Origin of the sequence: Salegentibacter holothuriorum (assembly GCF_900168045.1) — a bacterium.
In the GTDB taxonomy this organism is placed as follows: Bacteria; Bacteroidota; Bacteroidia; order Flavobacteriales; family Flavobacteriaceae; genus Salegentibacter; species Salegentibacter holothuriorum.
In genome coordinates this window covers 298,927-314,066 of record NZ_FUYY01000002.1, presented here as the reverse complement: position 1 = coordinate 314,066, position 15,140 = coordinate 298,927, and the positions used below count along the sequence as shown (strand labels likewise).

14 protein-coding genes are annotated in these 15,140 nt (G+C 38.1%); 8 read left to right on the top strand and 6 right to left on the bottom strand.

The window, feature by feature from the left end; translation table 11 throughout:
• Position 1 precedes the first annotated feature (1 nt).
• Together B5X51_RS05765 and B5X51_RS05760 are read right to left on the bottom strand one after the other, a co-directional pair.
• Positions 2-472, bottom strand: coding sequence for a GNAT family N-acetyltransferase (locus B5X51_RS05765; RefSeq protein WP_079719953.1), 471 nt, complete (start codon positions 470-472; stop codon positions 2-4).
• A gap of 72 nt (positions 473-544) precedes the next feature.
• Complete coding sequence (locus B5X51_RS05760; RefSeq protein ID WP_079719951.1) at positions 545-1,030, bottom strand: GNAT family N-acetyltransferase; 486 nt, start codon at positions 1,028-1,030, stop codon at positions 545-547.
• Positions 1,031-1,230: 200 nt separating this feature from the next.
• Here B5X51_RS05760 and fbp point away from each other — a divergent pair, with 200 nt between their 5' ends.
• Positions 1,231-2,238, top strand: coding sequence for a class 1 fructose-bisphosphatase (fbp, locus tag B5X51_RS05755; protein WP_079719949.1), 1,008 nt, complete (start codon positions 1,231-1,233; stop codon positions 2,236-2,238).
• A gap of 126 nt (positions 2,239-2,364) precedes the next feature.
• Here the strand turns inward: fbp and B5X51_RS05750 are convergent, their stop codons facing one another.
• The gene (locus B5X51_RS05750) at positions 2,365-2,787 is read right to left on the bottom strand and encodes a TerB family tellurite resistance protein (protein ID WP_079719948.1); all 423 of its coding nucleotides are present in this window, start codon (positions 2,785-2,787) and stop codon (positions 2,365-2,367) included.
• A gap of 158 nt (positions 2,788-2,945) precedes the next feature.
• Between B5X51_RS05750 and B5X51_RS05745 the strand changes: the two genes are divergently transcribed.
• The 4 genes from B5X51_RS05745 (at position 2,946) to B5X51_RS05730 (ending at position 8,768) form a co-directional block, all read left to right on the top strand.
• The gene (locus tag B5X51_RS05745; protein ID WP_079719946.1) at positions 2,946-3,992 is read left to right on the top strand and encodes a ligase-associated DNA damage response exonuclease; all 1,047 of its coding nucleotides are present in this window, start codon (positions 2,946-2,948) and stop codon (positions 3,990-3,992) included.
• Positions 3,989-5,635 (top strand): ATP-dependent DNA ligase, encoded by a 1,647-nt coding sequence (locus tag B5X51_RS05740; RefSeq protein ID WP_079719945.1) that lies wholly within the window; start codon positions 3,989-3,991, stop codon positions 5,633-5,635. The genes B5X51_RS05745 and B5X51_RS05740 overlap by 4 nt, the downstream gene beginning before the upstream one ends.
• Before the next feature lie 155 nt (positions 5,636-5,790).
• Complete coding sequence (locus B5X51_RS05735; protein WP_317042099.1) at positions 5,791-6,126, top strand: endonuclease domain-containing protein; 336 nt, start codon at positions 5,791-5,793, stop codon at positions 6,124-6,126.
• Positions 6,127-6,293: 167 nt separating this feature from the next.
• Positions 6,294-8,768, top strand: coding sequence for a ligase-associated DNA damage response DEXH box helicase (locus B5X51_RS05730; protein WP_079719943.1), 2,475 nt, complete (start codon positions 6,294-6,296; stop codon positions 8,766-8,768).
• Here the strand turns inward: B5X51_RS05730 and B5X51_RS05725 are convergent.
• Positions 8,765-9,274, bottom strand: coding sequence for a DUF1440 domain-containing protein (locus tag B5X51_RS05725; RefSeq protein WP_079719941.1), 510 nt, complete (start codon positions 9,272-9,274; stop codon positions 8,765-8,767). The genes B5X51_RS05730 and B5X51_RS05725 overlap by 4 nt on opposite strands.
• Before the next feature lie 101 nt (positions 9,275-9,375).
• On the opposite strand from B5X51_RS05725, the gene B5X51_RS05720 reads away from it, so the two are divergent.
• Positions 9,376-10,155: an amidohydrolase gene (locus tag B5X51_RS05720; protein WP_079719939.1), complete on the top strand. Its 780-nt coding sequence runs from the start codon at positions 9,376-9,378 to the stop codon at positions 10,153-10,155.
• Here the strand turns inward: B5X51_RS05720 and B5X51_RS05715 are convergent.
• Positions 10,142-11,755 carry an Ig-like domain-containing domain gene (locus B5X51_RS05715; protein WP_079719937.1) on the bottom strand — a complete coding sequence of 538 codons (1,614 nt, stop codon included), beginning with the start codon at positions 11,753-11,755 and terminating at the stop codon, positions 10,142-10,144. The two genes, B5X51_RS05720 and B5X51_RS05715, sit on opposite strands and share 14 nt — an antisense overlap.
• A 58-nt stretch (positions 11,756-11,813) precedes the next feature.
• On the bottom strand, positions 11,814-12,494 hold the full coding sequence (locus tag B5X51_RS05710) for a ComF family protein (RefSeq protein WP_079719935.1): 681 nt from the start codon (positions 12,492-12,494) through the stop codon (positions 11,814-11,816).
• Between the two features lie 62 nt (positions 12,495-12,556).
• On the opposite strand from B5X51_RS05710, the gene B5X51_RS05705 reads away from it, so the two are divergent.
• Together B5X51_RS05705 and B5X51_RS05700 are read left to right on the top strand one after the other, a co-directional pair.
• Positions 12,557-13,441 carry a hypothetical protein gene (locus B5X51_RS05705; protein ID WP_079719934.1) on the top strand — a complete coding sequence of 295 codons (885 nt, stop codon included), beginning with the start codon at positions 12,557-12,559 and terminating at the stop codon, positions 13,439-13,441.
• Positions 13,442-13,504: 63 nt separating this feature from the next.
• Complete coding sequence (locus B5X51_RS05700; RefSeq protein ID WP_079719932.1) at positions 13,505-15,043, top strand: glycine--tRNA ligase; 1,539 nt, start codon at positions 13,505-13,507, stop codon at positions 15,041-15,043.
• Positions 15,044-15,140 lie beyond the last annotated feature (97 nt).

Sequence of the window (15,140 nt, the reverse complement as noted above, 5' to 3'; positions counted from 1 at the left end):
TTTAATCGATATTTTTCTGGATTCCAGTTTCATCCATATGTACGGTATACCAGTTCTTTTTAATATCTGCGCCTGTATTTTCGTAAAACTCCTGGGCATTTTTATTACCTTCAGAAACTACCCACTCTACTCTTTTAACGCTATTTTCGTGACCATATTTTACTACTCTTTTATAAAGTGCGCCTCCAAGTCCTGTGCCTCGCATACTTTCTCGAACAATTAGATCTTCCAGGTGAAGGGTACGACCTTTCCAGGTGGAAAATCTAAAATAAACAAGTGCCATTCCCTCAATCTTATTATTTACTTCGGCTACAAAGCATTTAAAATTTCCTTCATCAAAACCTTCATGTTCCAGGTCGCTCACATAAATTTCAACCTGCTCGGAAGCATTTTCGTAAGCGGCAAGCTCTTTTATAAGTTCTAAAGCCGCGGGCATATCTTCCCGCTTAGCTTCACGTATCTTGTATTCCATAAGTTTGGTGTTTCTACAAAAATAGGAATAGATTTTAAGATCCCGGCCTATTTAGAGGGGCTTAGTTTATTATTAACGTGATTCTTTTTTAAGAAACCTGTCCATCGCATTCTCATCCATTTGCACGGTACACCAATCGGTGAAAACTGTTGCACCACTGCGGCTGTAAAAATCGCGTGCGTGGGTATTCCAATCTAAAACTACCCATTCTGTTCGTTTTACACCTTGTTCTTTGGCAAATTCAATTACGCGGGTATACAGGGCATTCCCCAAACTTTTGCCTCGCATGCTTTCTCTAACTACAAGATCTTCCAGGTGCACTGTTTTTCCTTTCCAGGTTGAATATCTAAAATAACATAGGGCCATTCCTTCAATATTTCCATCTGCTTCGGCTACAAAACAAGTAAAAGCAGGGTTTGCTCCAAAACCATCTTTTTTAAGATCTTCTGCCGAGATAATTACAGCATCCGGTTCTTTTTCAAATTCTGCCAGTTCCTGTATAAGTTCTAAAACCGCCGGCATATCTTCCGGTGTTGCTTTTCTAATTTTAAATTCCATTTTAATTTACTTTATCTGCAAAAGTAAAAAATGAAATGTCAAAAAAGATAATTACAGAGATTTCCCCTCAAGAATTATAGATGATTCACTTTAGATGTTATCCTAAGGTATTTTAGGAATTTCTAATACTTTACAACGAAAACGTTTTAGTAACTAAAAAAAATGAATAATTTTGAAGCAAATAACGATATTGGTTCAAAATGGTTAAGAAAAATCAAACTTTAGGCGAATTCATTATAGAAAATCAACAGGCCTTTCCTTATTCTTCGGGAGAACTTTCCCGTTTAATCAGATCTTTGCGTCTTGCGGCTAAAGTGGTAAATCACGAAGTAAATAAAGCCGGTTTAGTAGATATTTTGGGATTGCACGGCGATACAAATATCCAGGGGGAAGATCAGCAGAAATTAGATGTATATGCTAATGAAACTTTTATTCAAACACTAATAAACCGGGAGATTGTTTGCGGAATTGCTTCAGAAGAGAACGACGATTTTATTACCATTTCCGGGAAGAATAATGACAATAAAAATAAATACGTGGTCCTTATGGATCCATTGGATGGTAGTTCTAATATTGATGTAAATGTATCTGTAGGAACTATTTTTTCAATTTATAGGCGGGTTACCCCAATTGGAACGCCGGTAACCAAAGAAGACTTTTTGCAACCTGGAAACCAACAGGTGGCAGCAGGTTATATTATTTATGGAACCTCTACCATGCTAGTTTATACAACCGGTTGTGGTGTGAACGGATTCACTTTGAATCCGGCCCTGGGCTCCTGGTATTTATCGCACCCAGATATGAAATTTCCTGAAAATGGAAGTATTTATTCAATGAATGAAGGAAATTACGTGCATTTTCCCGAGGGCGTAAAAAAATATATAAAATATTGCCAGGAAGAAAAAGAGGATAGGCCTTACACTTCTCGTTATATTGGTTCTATGGTTTCTGATATTCATAGGAATATGATTAAAGGGGGAATTTTTATCTATCCAAAAAGTTCTAAAGCCAATAATGGTAAGCTCAGGTTATTGTATGAATGTAACCCAATGGCGTTTATTGTAGAACAGGCCGGAGGGAAAGCTACCGACGGTTTTAACCGGATAATGGATATTCAGCCTAAAGAATTGCACGAACGTGCACCTTTTTTCTGCGGAAGTAAAAATATGGTAAATAAAGCTGAAGAGTTTATGCGGAAGTATAGTTGAGAAGCATAACTAATTGAAAAGATTATATAAAATCTTAAAGCTGAAATAATCTCGAAACTCTGGATTATTTCAGCTTTATGGAAAGAGATTATTCACACTTTCACAAGCCTAAATAATTTAGAAGATTTACTTATCCAATAGATATTGGTAATCTTCAAAATTCAATTGTCCGCTAAAAATCTGTATAGATCTTTTTATTATTTTCTCGGCATTCTCGTTTGAGAAGCCAAGGCCAATAGCATAACGCTTAATAAGCGTCTGCTCTTCCTGGTCTATTTCATTATCTGCAAAAATAATCTTAAAAAGATCGTGTAAACGTTCCAGTCGTTTTTCCACACTATTATAGGCACTAATAGGGAATTCTTGCGGATTTTTAATAACCATATTATATTCCTGCTCGCTAATATCAAGTTTACGCGCAAAACGTTCTAAGAGCACACGTTCTTTCTCGTTAATCTCACCATCTACACTCGCAAGGTTTACAATAGAAGCAAAGTGATTGATGTTACGAAGGTGTTCTCCCGAACCAAATAAATCTGAAAATGACATTTTAAAAAGTTTTATATATACAAATATACTTAAAGCTTAATGTATATTTTATCAAAAAAACTCTAAAATGTTTAGGATTTAGTCAATCGCTAATCTTTTCTTAATCCTTTTTTTTAGCGTTGCATTTTGGGTAATTTCAATTTAAGTACCTAAGAAAAATGAAACCACCTTTACTCGCTTTTAATAAAAAAGGAATTTTCTGCGAAGCGGCAGATGTTTACCTGGATCCGTGGAAACCTGTAGCTAAGGCAATTATTTCCCATGGCCATGCAGATCATTCCCGCTGGGGCCATAAAAAATATATCACCCATCACAGCAATGTTCCTATTATTAAACACCGTCTGGGAGAAATTGAAGTTTCCGGCAAAGAATGGAATGAAACCTTTAGCATTAACGGTGTGAAATTTTCCCTGCATCCTGCCGGTCATATTATTGGCTCATCTCAAATACGGGTAGAGCATAAAGGCGAAGTTTGGGTTTTTACCGGCGATTATAAAGATCAAGAAGATGGTGTAGCAGTGCCTTACGAGCCGGTAAAATGTCACACATTTATCACCGAATGTACTTTTGGATTACCAGCTTTTAAATGGCAACCACAAGCGGAAGTTTTTACCGAAATCAATAATTGGTGGCAGCAAAATAAGGAAGATGGTAGAACCTCTGTAATCTTTGGATATTCCCTCGGAAAAGCACAGCGTTTGCTAAAACATCTCGATACTTCTATCGGAAAAATTTACACTCATGGCGCTATAGAAAATATGACGGAGGTGATTCGCCCTTTATCTGAAATGCCGGACACTACGAGGGTTACCCGTGATACCAAAAAGAATGAATTTAAAGGAAATATCGTGGTGGCTCCTCCAAGTGCCCACGGCAGTCCCTGGATAAAAAAAATGGTGCCTTATGTCACAGCTTCTGCAAGTGGTTGGATGACCTTTCGGGGTGCTCGTAGAAGAAGAGCTATAGATAAGGGGTTTGTGCTTTCAGATCATTGCGACTGGCAGGGGCTTTTAAAATCTATAAAAGCTACCGGAGCCGAAAAAGTAATTTGCACTCACGGTTATACCGATATTTTTTCCCGCTATCTAAGAGAATTAGGCTATGATGCCCGAACCGAAGAAACACAATACGAAGGGGAAATGGGAGAAGATGAAGAGAAGCCCAGGGAAGAAGGCAACAATAATCTTCAAGATGAAAAATTATGAAAGAAGAAACTGAAGATAAAGAACTCCCCCTTCGGGGGTCGGGGGGCTTAGGGGTTTTTGCTGAACTCATAAAAACCTTAGACAGCACCAATAAAACTACCTTAAAAGTTGAGGCTTTAACGCATTATTTTAATAATGCTGAGGATAAAGATAAGGTTTGGACTATCGCTATTTTATCGCATCGCAGGCCACCAAGACCTGTGAACACCACTTTAATGCGCCAATGGGCATCAGAATTGGCTAATATTCCTTTATGGTTATTTGAAGAGTCCTATCATATTGTGGGCGATCTGGCTGAAACAATCGCGCTCGTAATTCCGCCAGCTGAAGAAAATACCGAAAAAAGCCTTAATCAATTCCTTCAGGAGATACTGGAGTTAAAACCTAAAACCGAAGCAGAAAAAAAGAACTACTTACATAAAAATTGGCTGGAGCTTAATTATTACGAGCGTTTTGTTTTTACCAAACTCATCACCGGAAGTTTCAGAATTGGAGTGAGCCAGAAATTAATGACGCGTGCACTTTCCAAAGCTACCGAGATTGACGAAGATATACTTGCCTACAAAATGATGGGTAATTGGAAGCCTGAAAAAACCACTTTTAAAAAACTGATTTTAGAAGAAAACGAGGAAGATTATTTATCAAAACCTTATCCGTTTTACCTGGCCTACGCGATAGATAGTGGAGTTGAAGAATTAGGCGATGTAGCGCAATGGAGTGCTGAGCATAAATGGGATGGCATTCGGTCTCAGGTAATTGTTAGGAATGACGAACTTTTTGTATGGAGCCGTGGAGAAGAACTGGTCACTGATAAATACCCCGAATTTGAAGATTTCGTGGGTGAAATTCCTAACGGAACGGCAATAGACGGAGAAATATTACCTTTTCCTGATGGAAAAATCGGGACTTTTAAGGATCTGCAAACCCGAATTGGAAGAAAAAATATCAGTAAAAAGTTACTGGAGAAAACCCCGGTAATTTTAAAGGCTTACGATGTTTTGGAATGGAAAGGAGAAGATATCAGGACCGAGCCGTTTGTTGAAAGAAGAAAAATTCTGGAGAATCTCTATGCTGAGGTTTCTTCGGAAGAAATTCCCTTGCATTTATCTGAACGAATTTCCTTTACAAATTGGAGTGAAGTTGCCGAAGAACGCGAACGTGCAAGAGAAGAAAAATCTGAAGGACTAATGCTGAAAAGACTGGATTCGCCGTATTTAGTGGGAAGAAAGAAAGGCGATTGGTGGAAATGGAAAGTAGATCCGCTTACGGTAGATGCTGTGCTCACTTATGCCATGCGCGGTCACGGCAGACGAAGCAATTTATTCACAGATTATACTTTTGGATTATGGGACGACGAAAAAAAAGAACTGGTGACTTTTGCAAAAGCCTACTCCGGTTTAACCGATGCTGAATTTAGAAAACTCGATGCCTGGATCAAGAAAAACACTTTAGAACGTTTTGGGCCGGTAAGAAGCGTGACACCTCATCACGTTTTTGAAATTGCTTTTGAAGGAATAGCAGAGTCCAAACGCCATAAAAGCGGCGTAGCAACAAGATTTCCAAGAATGCTGCGCTGGCGCACTGATAAAAATATACACGAAGCAAATACGTTGGGTGAGTTGAGGGATTTAATTCCGGATTAACCACCCCGCCCTATTGGGCACCCCTCCTTAAAAAGGAGGTGAACTTTGGCGGCTGATGAAATATTAAAATAAAAGCTCCTTCCCTTTTTAAGGGAAGGTGGATCATTCAGCGTTAGCTGAATAAGACGGAAGGGTTAGAGGATAAAACTAAAACAATGAAAAAGCCAAGCCATAACAGAAAAAAATATTTAGGACCCTTTCGAAAAGCATTAAGTAATAACTTGACTCCTGCTGAAGCATTCTTATGGAAACAGTTACAACGAAGAAAATTTAAGGGAAGAAAATCCAGGAGACAATATAGTATAGAAAATTTTATAGTGGATTTTTATTGCGCGGAAGAGCAACTGATTATTGAATTAGATGGAGAGGTTCATAAAAATCCACTAGCTGAAGAAAAAGATGAAAAACGGAATAAAAAACTGGAGGATTGGGGATTTAAAGTAATACGATTTGAAAATAGAATGGTTTTGACTTTTTGCCTTCAGTTTTGAAAGAGATTGAAGATAATTTTAAGAAGAAATAAACCACCCCGCCCTGACGGGCACCCCTCCTTAAAAAGGAGGCGAACAACGCTGGATGGTAATTGTAAAAAGAAATATAGTTCTTTCCTTTTTTAAGGGAAGGTGGCATTCCGAAGGAATGGCGGAAGGGTTAAAACATGAATAGAAACGAACTTACAAGAATCGCCGAAACCTGGTTTTCTAACCAGGGGTGGAAGCCTTTTGCTTTTCAGAAGCAAACCTGGACGGCTTTTTTGCAGAAAAAGAACGGACTCTTAAACGCACCCACGGGTAGCGGAAAAACCTACGCACTTTGGGTGCCAATAGTGCTGGATTATTTAAAGAAAAATCCCGACTATAAGACGAAACATAAAAAAGGCTTAAAAGCGATCTGGATTACCCCGCTTCGTGCACTTTCGGTAGAAATTGAGCAGTCGGCGCAACGATTTGCTGATGAAATTGGCAGTGGTTTAACCGTAGGAATTCGCACGGGAGATACCCCGCAAAAAGTTCGTGCAGCGCAAAAAAAGTCAATGCCCGATTTACTAATTACCACCCCTGAAAGTTTACAGCTGCTGCTTTCTTCAAAAAATTACGATAAAACTTTTAAAAACCTAAATGCCGTGATGGTTGATGAGTGGCACGAATTACTAGGTACTAAGCGCGGCGTGCAAATGGAACTCGCTTTGTCTCGTTTAAAAACGGTTTCAAAACATTTGCGAATTTGGGGAATCTCGGCCACGATTGGGAACTTAGAACAGGCGCGGGAAGTTTTGCTCGGTCCAAATTCAGAAGCCTTTGAGAATTCGGTATTGATCAGGGCGAATTTAAAGAAGAAGATCAGCGTGAAATCTATTATTCCAGAGAAAATGGAAAAGTTTCCCTGGAGAGGCCATTTGGGCTTGCACTTGATTGACGAGGTAGTTCCGATTATAAAGAATTCCAGAACTACGTTGCTCTTTACAAATACCCGTTCGCAATGCGAACTTTGGTTTCAAAAATTAATGCATAAATACCCAGAGTTTGCGGGGGAAGTAGCGATGCACCACGGTAGCATTAATAAAGAAACCAGGCTTTGGGTTGAACAGGCCATTAGAAATGAAACTTTAAAAGCCGTGGTTTGTACTTCCAGCCTTGATTTGGGAGTAGATTTTGCACCTGTGGAAACCATTATTCAAATTGGCGGTCCAAAAGGCGTTGCCAGGTTTTTGCAACGAGCAGGGAGAAGCGGTCACCAACCTGGAAAAGAAAGTGTAATTCATTTTTTACCCACGCACGCTATAGAACTTATTGAAGCTTCAGCTTTACAAAAAGCGGTGCAGAAGACTGCCGTGGAAGATAGAATTCCGTATTTATTGAGTTTTGATGTTCTTGTGCAATACCTTACAACTTTAGCGGTTTCCAATGGCTTTTTTCCGAAGAAAATCTGGCCCGAAATTAAATCTACGTTTTGTTTCCAGGGCATTACCGAAGATGAATGGTTATGGATCTTGAATTTCGTTACCAAAGGTAGTCAGAGTTTGCAGGCTTATGATGAATACAAGAAAATTGAAATTGAAGAAGACGGTCTTTTTAAAGTAAATAACCGGGGGATTGCGATGCGGCACCGCCTGCAAATTGGAACGATTGTGAGCGATGCGGTATTAAGTGTCAAATACCTGAAAGGCGGTTATATTGGCACGATTGAAGAATGGTTTATTTCCAAACTTACGCCTGGCGATGTGTTCACCTTTGCCGGAAGAAACCTGGAATTGGTTCGCATAAAAAGCATGCAGGTTTTAGTACGAAAATCAAAGAAAAAAACGTCTAAAGTGCCCAGCTGGATGGGCGGCAGGATGGCTTTTTCAGCACAAATGAGTGAATTGCTAAGGGAAGAAATGTATGCCGCTTCTGCTTCGACTGCTGCAGGTTCTTCGGAAAAATCAGATGAATTAAAAGCTTTACAGCCAATTTTGGAGCGGCAACAAAAAGAATCTATTATTCCAAAGCAGGATGAGTTTTTAATTGAAACTTTTAAAACCCGCGAAGGTTATCACGCGATCTTTTATCCGTTTGAAGGTCGTTTTGTGCACGAAGCTTTGGGAAGTTTACTGGCGTATCGCATCAGTTTACTTTCCCCTATTTCCTTTAGTATAGCCTTTAACGACTATGGGTTTGAATTGCTCTCAGACCAGGAAATCGATATGCAGCAAGTTTTGGATAACGATCTTTTTTCCGCAGAATTTCTTATGGACGATCTTTATAAAAGTTTAAATGCTACCGAAATGGCCAGGCGAAAATTTAGGGATATTGCGGTAATTGCCGGGATGGTTTTTACCGGTTACCCGAATAAACTAATTAAAAGCAAGCATTTGCAAAGTAGCTCGCAATTGCTTTTCAGCGTCTTTAAAGATTATGAAGATGATAATTTATTGTATTTGCAATCTTTCAGGGAAACTTTTGAGCATCAGTTGGAAGAAGGCCGATTAAGAATGGCTTTAGAGCGCATTCAGCATCAAAAGAGTATCTGGAAAAACTGCGAAAAACCAACGCCTTTTTCTTTTCCGATTATTACTGATAGACTTCGGGAAAAACTATCTTCAGAAAAACTGGAAGATAGGATTAAAAAAATGCTGAAAAGCCTGGAAAATTAATCTCTCTCATTTAATCTTTGCAAAACTGTACTACGAACCACTTCGGTAGTAATGCCAAAAAGAACGTGGGCAAATAGTTCGTTAAATTGCATTCTCATAGGAACATCTGTAGGTTTTGGCTCCAATCCCATCATGGGCAGTGAAGTTTCGTGAGTTGAAATCCAGGTAGAACCTCCTAGAATTATTCCATCTTTAATATTTAATTTTTCATTGTCTTTTTTACCGAAACCGTAAGCCGCGCCAACACTGGCTCCAATTGGGAAATTTACTAATTGCTCGGCTAATTCTTCATTATCAACACTTATTGGAGAACCGGTGATTTTTGTAGAAAGCTCATCTACGATTTTAATTTGGGCAGAGCGTTGTTCAACTTCCCGCACAGTTAAAAAGTGTTCTACCAGGCTTTTTACCGCTGTTCCGGCCAATCCGCCAATTACTCCGGCCAGCAATCCACGACCGGCAGCTTTAGAATAAGAATCTTTTTTCAATAAAGCTTGTACTTTCATATTGTATGATTTTACATCTTAAAACTATCCATTATGTGAGTTTTCTACAATTGTTTAACAAGGATTTAGCAGCAGAAATTTAAAATTTGGTAATTTTGGGTATGGCACAAAAACTAAATACCGCGATAATACAGGCAAATTTAAAGTGGGAAGATCCTCAGGAAAATAGAAGTTCTTTTTCAAAAGAAATCAAGTCACTTTCTAAAGATGTAGATTTAATTATCCTTCCCGAAATGTTCACTACAGGTTTTAGCATGAATGCTGAAAAACTGGCCGAACAGACCGATGGTTTAAGTTTACAGTGGATGCGTGAAATTGCAAAACTGAAAAATGCTGCGATAACCGGAAGCCTGATTATTACCGAAAATGATAATTATTACAACAGGCTTTTCTTTGTTTTTCCTGATGGAACTTATAAAATCTATGATAAGCGCCACACTTTTACTTTGGCCAACGAACATATAACCTATACTGCCGGAAAAGAAAGATTGGTGGTTGAATATAAAGGCTGGAAAATTTGTCCGCTGGTATGCTATGATCTGAGATTCCCTGTTTTTTCAAGGAATACCGAAGATTATGACCTGTTGATATATGTTGCCAATTGGCCAAAGAAACGGGTTTTTGCCTGGGATGTACTTTTAAAGGCCCGCGCTATAGAAAATATGAGTTACTGCATTGGTGTAAACCGAACCGGAAAAGATGGGAATGCAGCTGAATACAACGGGCATACCGCAGTATACGACGGTTTAGGCCAAAACATAACCGAGTTGGATAGGGAAGAACCGTTTGTACAAGAAATTGCATTGGATAAAAAGCAATTGGAAGAAACCCGAAATCATTTTAAATTTCTTCAGGATCGCGATGAATTTAGTCTAAAGTAAAAGTCTCTGGCATATCCCAGTTAGATCTCACGTCTATAGTGTCCCGGTAATATTGAATTTCCTCAGGTTGAATTCTTTTAAGATAATTTCCCGTATCCCATTTTCGATTTTCATTATCGTCAAAAATCACCCTAATTAGATGTTTTCCCGGTTTTAAGAATCGGAAGTGAAAATTACTATCTCCGGTTGAAAATTTTTCGTATTGAACTTCGCCTTTTTCATCGGTTAGCTGTACCAAAATTGGAAATCTGTCAACATTTTGAAGCGTTAAAATAATACTTCCATAATCTGCATAAGACTTGGTGCTAAGCGTATTTCTTATCGTATCGTTAGTATCTCCAAACAGATCGGTTATGGCGCCTGGAAGGGTTACTACCTCGTATTTACTGCTTTCTTCTTTATCGAAAGAAATTATAATTTCGTTCTCCAGGCGGCGTATTTCAGTATTGAAAGGTACCAATGTAGAATCTCCATCTCTAATACTAATTAATTCTTTACTAAATCCGGTAATAGGAGTGTTTGCCTGCAATCTATAATTCTGTTCAAACGCTATACTGCCTGTTGGTTCTGCCGTAAGCTTTAGGGAATCTCTTTCAGCTTCAGCTATTTTTGTAAATAAGGTGTCACGTCGCGTAGGGCTTACCACTTCAAAGGAAAGGCTGTCATTTTCTGGTCTAATATTATACCAATAGTAAAGTGTATCGGTTTTACGGTCTTTTACAATTCTGGATTGGAAGCCTTCCGGTTTTGCAGTTAACAGGTTAATTTCTACGCTATCTACTCCTTTAGAGCCTTCATAACCAAAGAGTATTTGATTGCCTTTTAATAATTTTGGACGTTCCGCTTCAAAATCTAATTTCTCCTTAAAAATAGTAATGTCGTAGGTGGAATCTGTGGGTAGCGTGATATGGTTTTCTAAAAACCCTATTTTCTCTGTCTTCGGATTAAAATTATAATTATCGTTTTTATCTTCTACGGCAAGTATTTGATAGGTGCCTTCCTTAAGGTTTTCAAGCTCAAAATTTACGGTGCTATCTAAGGTATAGGTAACATATCTTGGAGTCTCTTTGTACACCAAAGAATCTGAAAAAGTAGAATCTACTTCATATAAAAAAATAGAAATAAATTCTGAAGGAGCTTTTAGATAAGCATCTTTTATAGTTCCGGAAATTTTTAAAGAATCCAGGTAATCTCCGGTAGAGAATACATATTTGAAATAGGGTAGTGGATTGCCTTCGTTATTATCTACAATGCTTTTCCCAAAATTAATGGTATAAGTGGTATTTTCCTGAAGCGAATCCAGGTTTTGTATGCGCACATCTTTACGCGCAGATCCCATTGGCATTATGCCTGGGCGTGGTTCTATTGGCGGCGAAATAACTATTTGCTGCCGGGCATCTTCCAGTTTTATGTATTCGTTAAAAAAGATCCTAATTTCATCTGCATTGAAGTTTGTATTGTAATTTTCAGGATTTGCCCTAATAAATTTTGGCGGCTCTTCATCTTTAGGTCCACCTTCCGGCATTCCTTTTTTGGCACATTGTACACACAGCAAAACCAGCGCAGCAACTATTAAAATTCCGGGAATTCTTTTCAGCATAATAAAAAAATGAAATCTAAGAGCAAAGAAACAATTATTTTAGGTTTTAACGTGGGTATCAATCTGTAATTGCCATAGTAGCGATACTTAGTTTAGTATTTTTAATTTGGAGAAGTTTATTTCCGCAAGCCTCCAGGGTTGCACCGGTAGTCACAAGATCGTCTACTAATAATAAATGCTTGTTTTCCAGTTTCTCCGGATTTTCTATCATAAAAGTGGCATCAATAATCCCCCATCTTCCCAGGCGCTTTTTTAATGTTTGAGTGCGTGAGCTGGATTTCTTTACCAGCACATCGTCAATATAATTGGCTTTTAATTTGAGAGCAATGGTTTTACCAAATTCAGATACCTGGTTAAAACCTCTTTTCTTTAACTTTTTATAGTGAAGAGGAACCGGGATCACACAATCAACATTGTTAAATCCTTGATGTTTGGCTAATTCTTCACCAAGCCAGTTTCCAAGAAAACTTCCAACTTCTTCCTGTTTCTTATATTTTAGGTTATGAATAAGATTTTGTACTATTCCTTTTTTCTTAAAATAAAGCAAAGAAGTGGCATTTTCAAGACTTAAGCGGGCATCAAATACTTTTTTCGTGATGTTTTCGTTATCTAAGTGATAATTAGTAGTTGGAAGTTGGTGTAAACAAGAAGTGCAAATCACTTGTTCAGCCTTTAAAAGTGGGCTATCACAGCAATTACATATTTTAGGGTAGAACAGGTTTGCTAAATCGTGAAACATTTGTTAAGTCCTTGTAGTTTGCCTTGATAAACTCCTAAATTTACAAACAAAATTTTATTAATATGATGACCGAAAAGAAAAATAACACAGCGCTTAAGATCTTAACGGGAGTTTTAGCCGTGGCTTTACTTGCCTTAGGTATTTATACAATTAAATTCTACAACGAAGAGAAAGAAAATAAAGCAATTCTTACTAAAGAAAAGCAGGTAATAGAAGATGAACTTAATGATTTGATCGTTAAATATGATGAGGCTATTGAGGAGAATCAAATTATGGATCAGAACCTTGTAGATGCAAGAGGTAGAATTGAACGCTTATTAGATTCGGTTGAAGATAATGAAGCTAATCTCGTTTTAATTTCACGCTATCGTCGTGAAATTGGAAACCTTAAGGCTGAAAAAGACCGACTGTTTAGGGTGGTAGACAGTTTGAACCGTCAAAACCAAATGATGACTCAAACATTAGACAGTACCAATGTAGTTTTAGAAGAGCGTACTCGTATTTCTGATTCATTGCAAACTACCAATCAGGATCTTGCTAATAAAGTAGACCGTGCAGCTCAATTAAAAATCACCAACCTTCGCGGGGAAGGGGTAATTGTAAGAAACAGTGGGAAATTGGTAGAAAATGATCGAACCGGACGAATAGACCAGGTGAGAACTTGCTTCACCATTACGGCTAACGATTTGGCCGGGCCGGGCGAAAGAGATATGTATGTACAGGTTTATAATCCTGAAAATGAATTGGTAGGTGACGAAATTGTGGTAGAACACGAAGGTGGTGCAATGGTTTATAGTGCGGCCTCAAAAGTATACTATGAAAATAACGAACTTGATGTTTGTTTGCTGGCTAATACCAAAGAAGATAAATTACTTGAAGGCACCTACAAAGTATATGTTTATGCAAACGCAACTTTACTGGGAACAGCCTCTTTTAACCTAAGATAATTAAAACTTAAAAATCAAAGGCCGCTCTGCTGTTTATCAGGGCGGTTTTTTTATTTTTGCGCTATGGCAAAACAAGAAGACTTTTTTAGAAATGTAATATCCCACGCTAAAGAGTATGGGTATATTTTTGCATCCAGTGAAATCTACGACGGCTTAAGTGCTGTTTACGATTATGGGCAAAATGGAGCCGAATTAAAGAAAAACATCAAAGATTACTGGTGGAAAAGTATGGTGCAGTTGCACCAGAACATCGTAGGTTTAGATGCGGCAATATTAATGCATCCAACCACCTGGAAGGCTTCCGGCCACGTAGATGCTTTTAATGATCCTTTAATTGATAATAAAGATTCTAAGAAACGTTATCGAGCTGATGTTCTGGTTGAGGATTATGCTGAAAAGATCAATCAAAAAGCACAAAAGGAAATTGCGAAAGCAAAGAAACGTTTTGGCGATAAGTTTAACGAAGAAGAGTTTGTGGCTACCAACCCAAGGGTTATTCGTTATAAAAAGGAAGAAAGAGAGATTCTTGAGCGTCTTGCCAAATCCCTTACCGATGAAGATCTGGTTGATGTAAAAGCATTAATTGAAGAGTTGGGAATTGCCTGTCCCGAAAGCGGTTCTAAGAACTGGACAGATGTTAAGCAGTTTAACCTAATGTTTGGAACTAAATTGGGAGCTTCTGCAGATTCTGCTACAGACTTATATCTAAGGCCTGAAACGGCTCAGGGAATTTTTGTAAACTTTTCTAACGTGCAAAAAACCGGTAGGATGAAGATTCCTTTTGGAATTGCACAAATAGGAAAAGCTTTTAGAAATGAAATTGTAGCGAGACAGTTTATCTTCCGCCAACGGGAATTTGAACAAATGGAGATGCAATTTTTTGTGCGTCCCGGGGAAGAATTAAAGTGGTTTGAACATTGGAAAGAAACTCGCCAGAATTGGCATGCTTCTTTAGGTTTGGGCGAAGAAAACTACCGTTTCCACGATCACGAAAAAATGGCGCATTATGCTAATGCTGCTACAGATATAGAATTTAATTTCCCATTCGGTTTTAAAGAATTAGAAGGAATTCACTCAAGAACAGATTTTGATTTAAAAGCACACGAAGAACATTCAGGGAAGAAATTGCGTTTCTATGACCCTGAAATGAAAGAAAATTATGTGCCTTATGTAATTGAAACATCTATTGGTTTAGATAGAATGTTTTTAGCGGTTTTTTCAGCTTCATTAAAAGAAGAAGAGCTGGAAGGTGGGACTAGCAGAACAGTTTTAAAGCTACCTGCGGTACTTGCACCAACTAAAGCTGCGGTGCTTCCGTTAGTTAAAAAAGATGGTTTGCCAGAGCTTGCCCATGAAATTATAGAGGAATTAAAATGGGACTTTAGAGTTCAATATGACGAGAAAGATGCGATTGGCCGTAGGTACCGTCGCCAGGATGCTGCGGGAACTCCGCTTTGTATTACTGTAGATCACGATTCACTTGAAGATAAAAAAGTGACGGTTCGTTATAGGGATACTATGGAGCAAAAACGCGTTGCAATTACAGAGCTTAAGGAAATTATCCAGCAAGAAGTAGACTTTAAAAGTTGGATGAAAAAATAGATAAAAAGTGATTTTTATTATAGAAAAGGAGCGATTAGTTAAGTTAATCGCTCCTTTTGTTTTTGATAAGCATAGAATCCTTATTTTTAGAATGTAA

Excerpts from the sequence above, each read along its gene's own strand:
- B5X51_RS05765 (WP_079719953.1), bottom strand. The coding sequence starts at position 472 with ATGGAATACAAGATACGTGAAGCTAAGCGGGAAGATATGCCCGCGGCT.
- B5X51_RS05760 (WP_079719951.1), bottom strand. The coding sequence starts at position 1,030 with ATGGAATTTAAAATTAGAAAAGCAACACCGGAAGATATGCCGGCGGTT.
- fbp (WP_079719949.1), top strand. The coding sequence starts at position 1,231 with ATGGTTAAGAAAAATCAAACTTTAGGCGAATTCATTATAGAAAATCAA.
- B5X51_RS05750 (WP_079719948.1), bottom strand. The coding sequence starts at position 2,787 with ATGTCATTTTCAGATTTATTTGGTTCGGGAGAACACCTTCGTAACATC.
- B5X51_RS05745 (WP_079719946.1), top strand. The coding sequence starts at position 2,946 with ATGAAACCACCTTTACTCGCTTTTAATAAAAAAGGAATTTTCTGCGAA.
- B5X51_RS05740 (WP_079719945.1), top strand. The coding sequence starts at position 3,989 with ATGAAAGAAGAAACTGAAGATAAAGAACTCCCCCTTCGGGGGTCGGGG.
- B5X51_RS05735 (WP_317042099.1), top strand. The coding sequence starts at position 5,791 with ATGAAAAAGCCAAGCCATAACAGAAAAAAATATTTAGGACCCTTTCGA.
- B5X51_RS05730 (WP_079719943.1), top strand. The coding sequence starts at position 6,294 with ATGAATAGAAACGAACTTACAAGAATCGCCGAAACCTGGTTTTCTAAC.
- B5X51_RS05725 (WP_079719941.1), bottom strand. The coding sequence starts at position 9,274 with ATGAAAGTACAAGCTTTATTGAAAAAAGATTCTTATTCTAAAGCTGCC.
- B5X51_RS05720 (WP_079719939.1), top strand. The coding sequence starts at position 9,376 with ATGGCACAAAAACTAAATACCGCGATAATACAGGCAAATTTAAAGTGG.
- B5X51_RS05715 (WP_079719937.1), bottom strand. The coding sequence starts at position 11,755 with ATGCTGAAAAGAATTCCCGGAATTTTAATAGTTGCTGCGCTGGTTTTG.
- B5X51_RS05710 (WP_079719935.1), bottom strand. The coding sequence starts at position 12,494 with ATGTTTCACGATTTAGCAAACCTGTTCTACCCTAAAATATGTAATTGC.
- B5X51_RS05705 (WP_079719934.1), top strand. The coding sequence starts at position 12,557 with ATGATGACCGAAAAGAAAAATAACACAGCGCTTAAGATCTTAACGGGA.
- B5X51_RS05700 (WP_079719932.1), top strand. The coding sequence starts at position 13,505 with ATGGCAAAACAAGAAGACTTTTTTAGAAATGTAATATCCCACGCTAAA.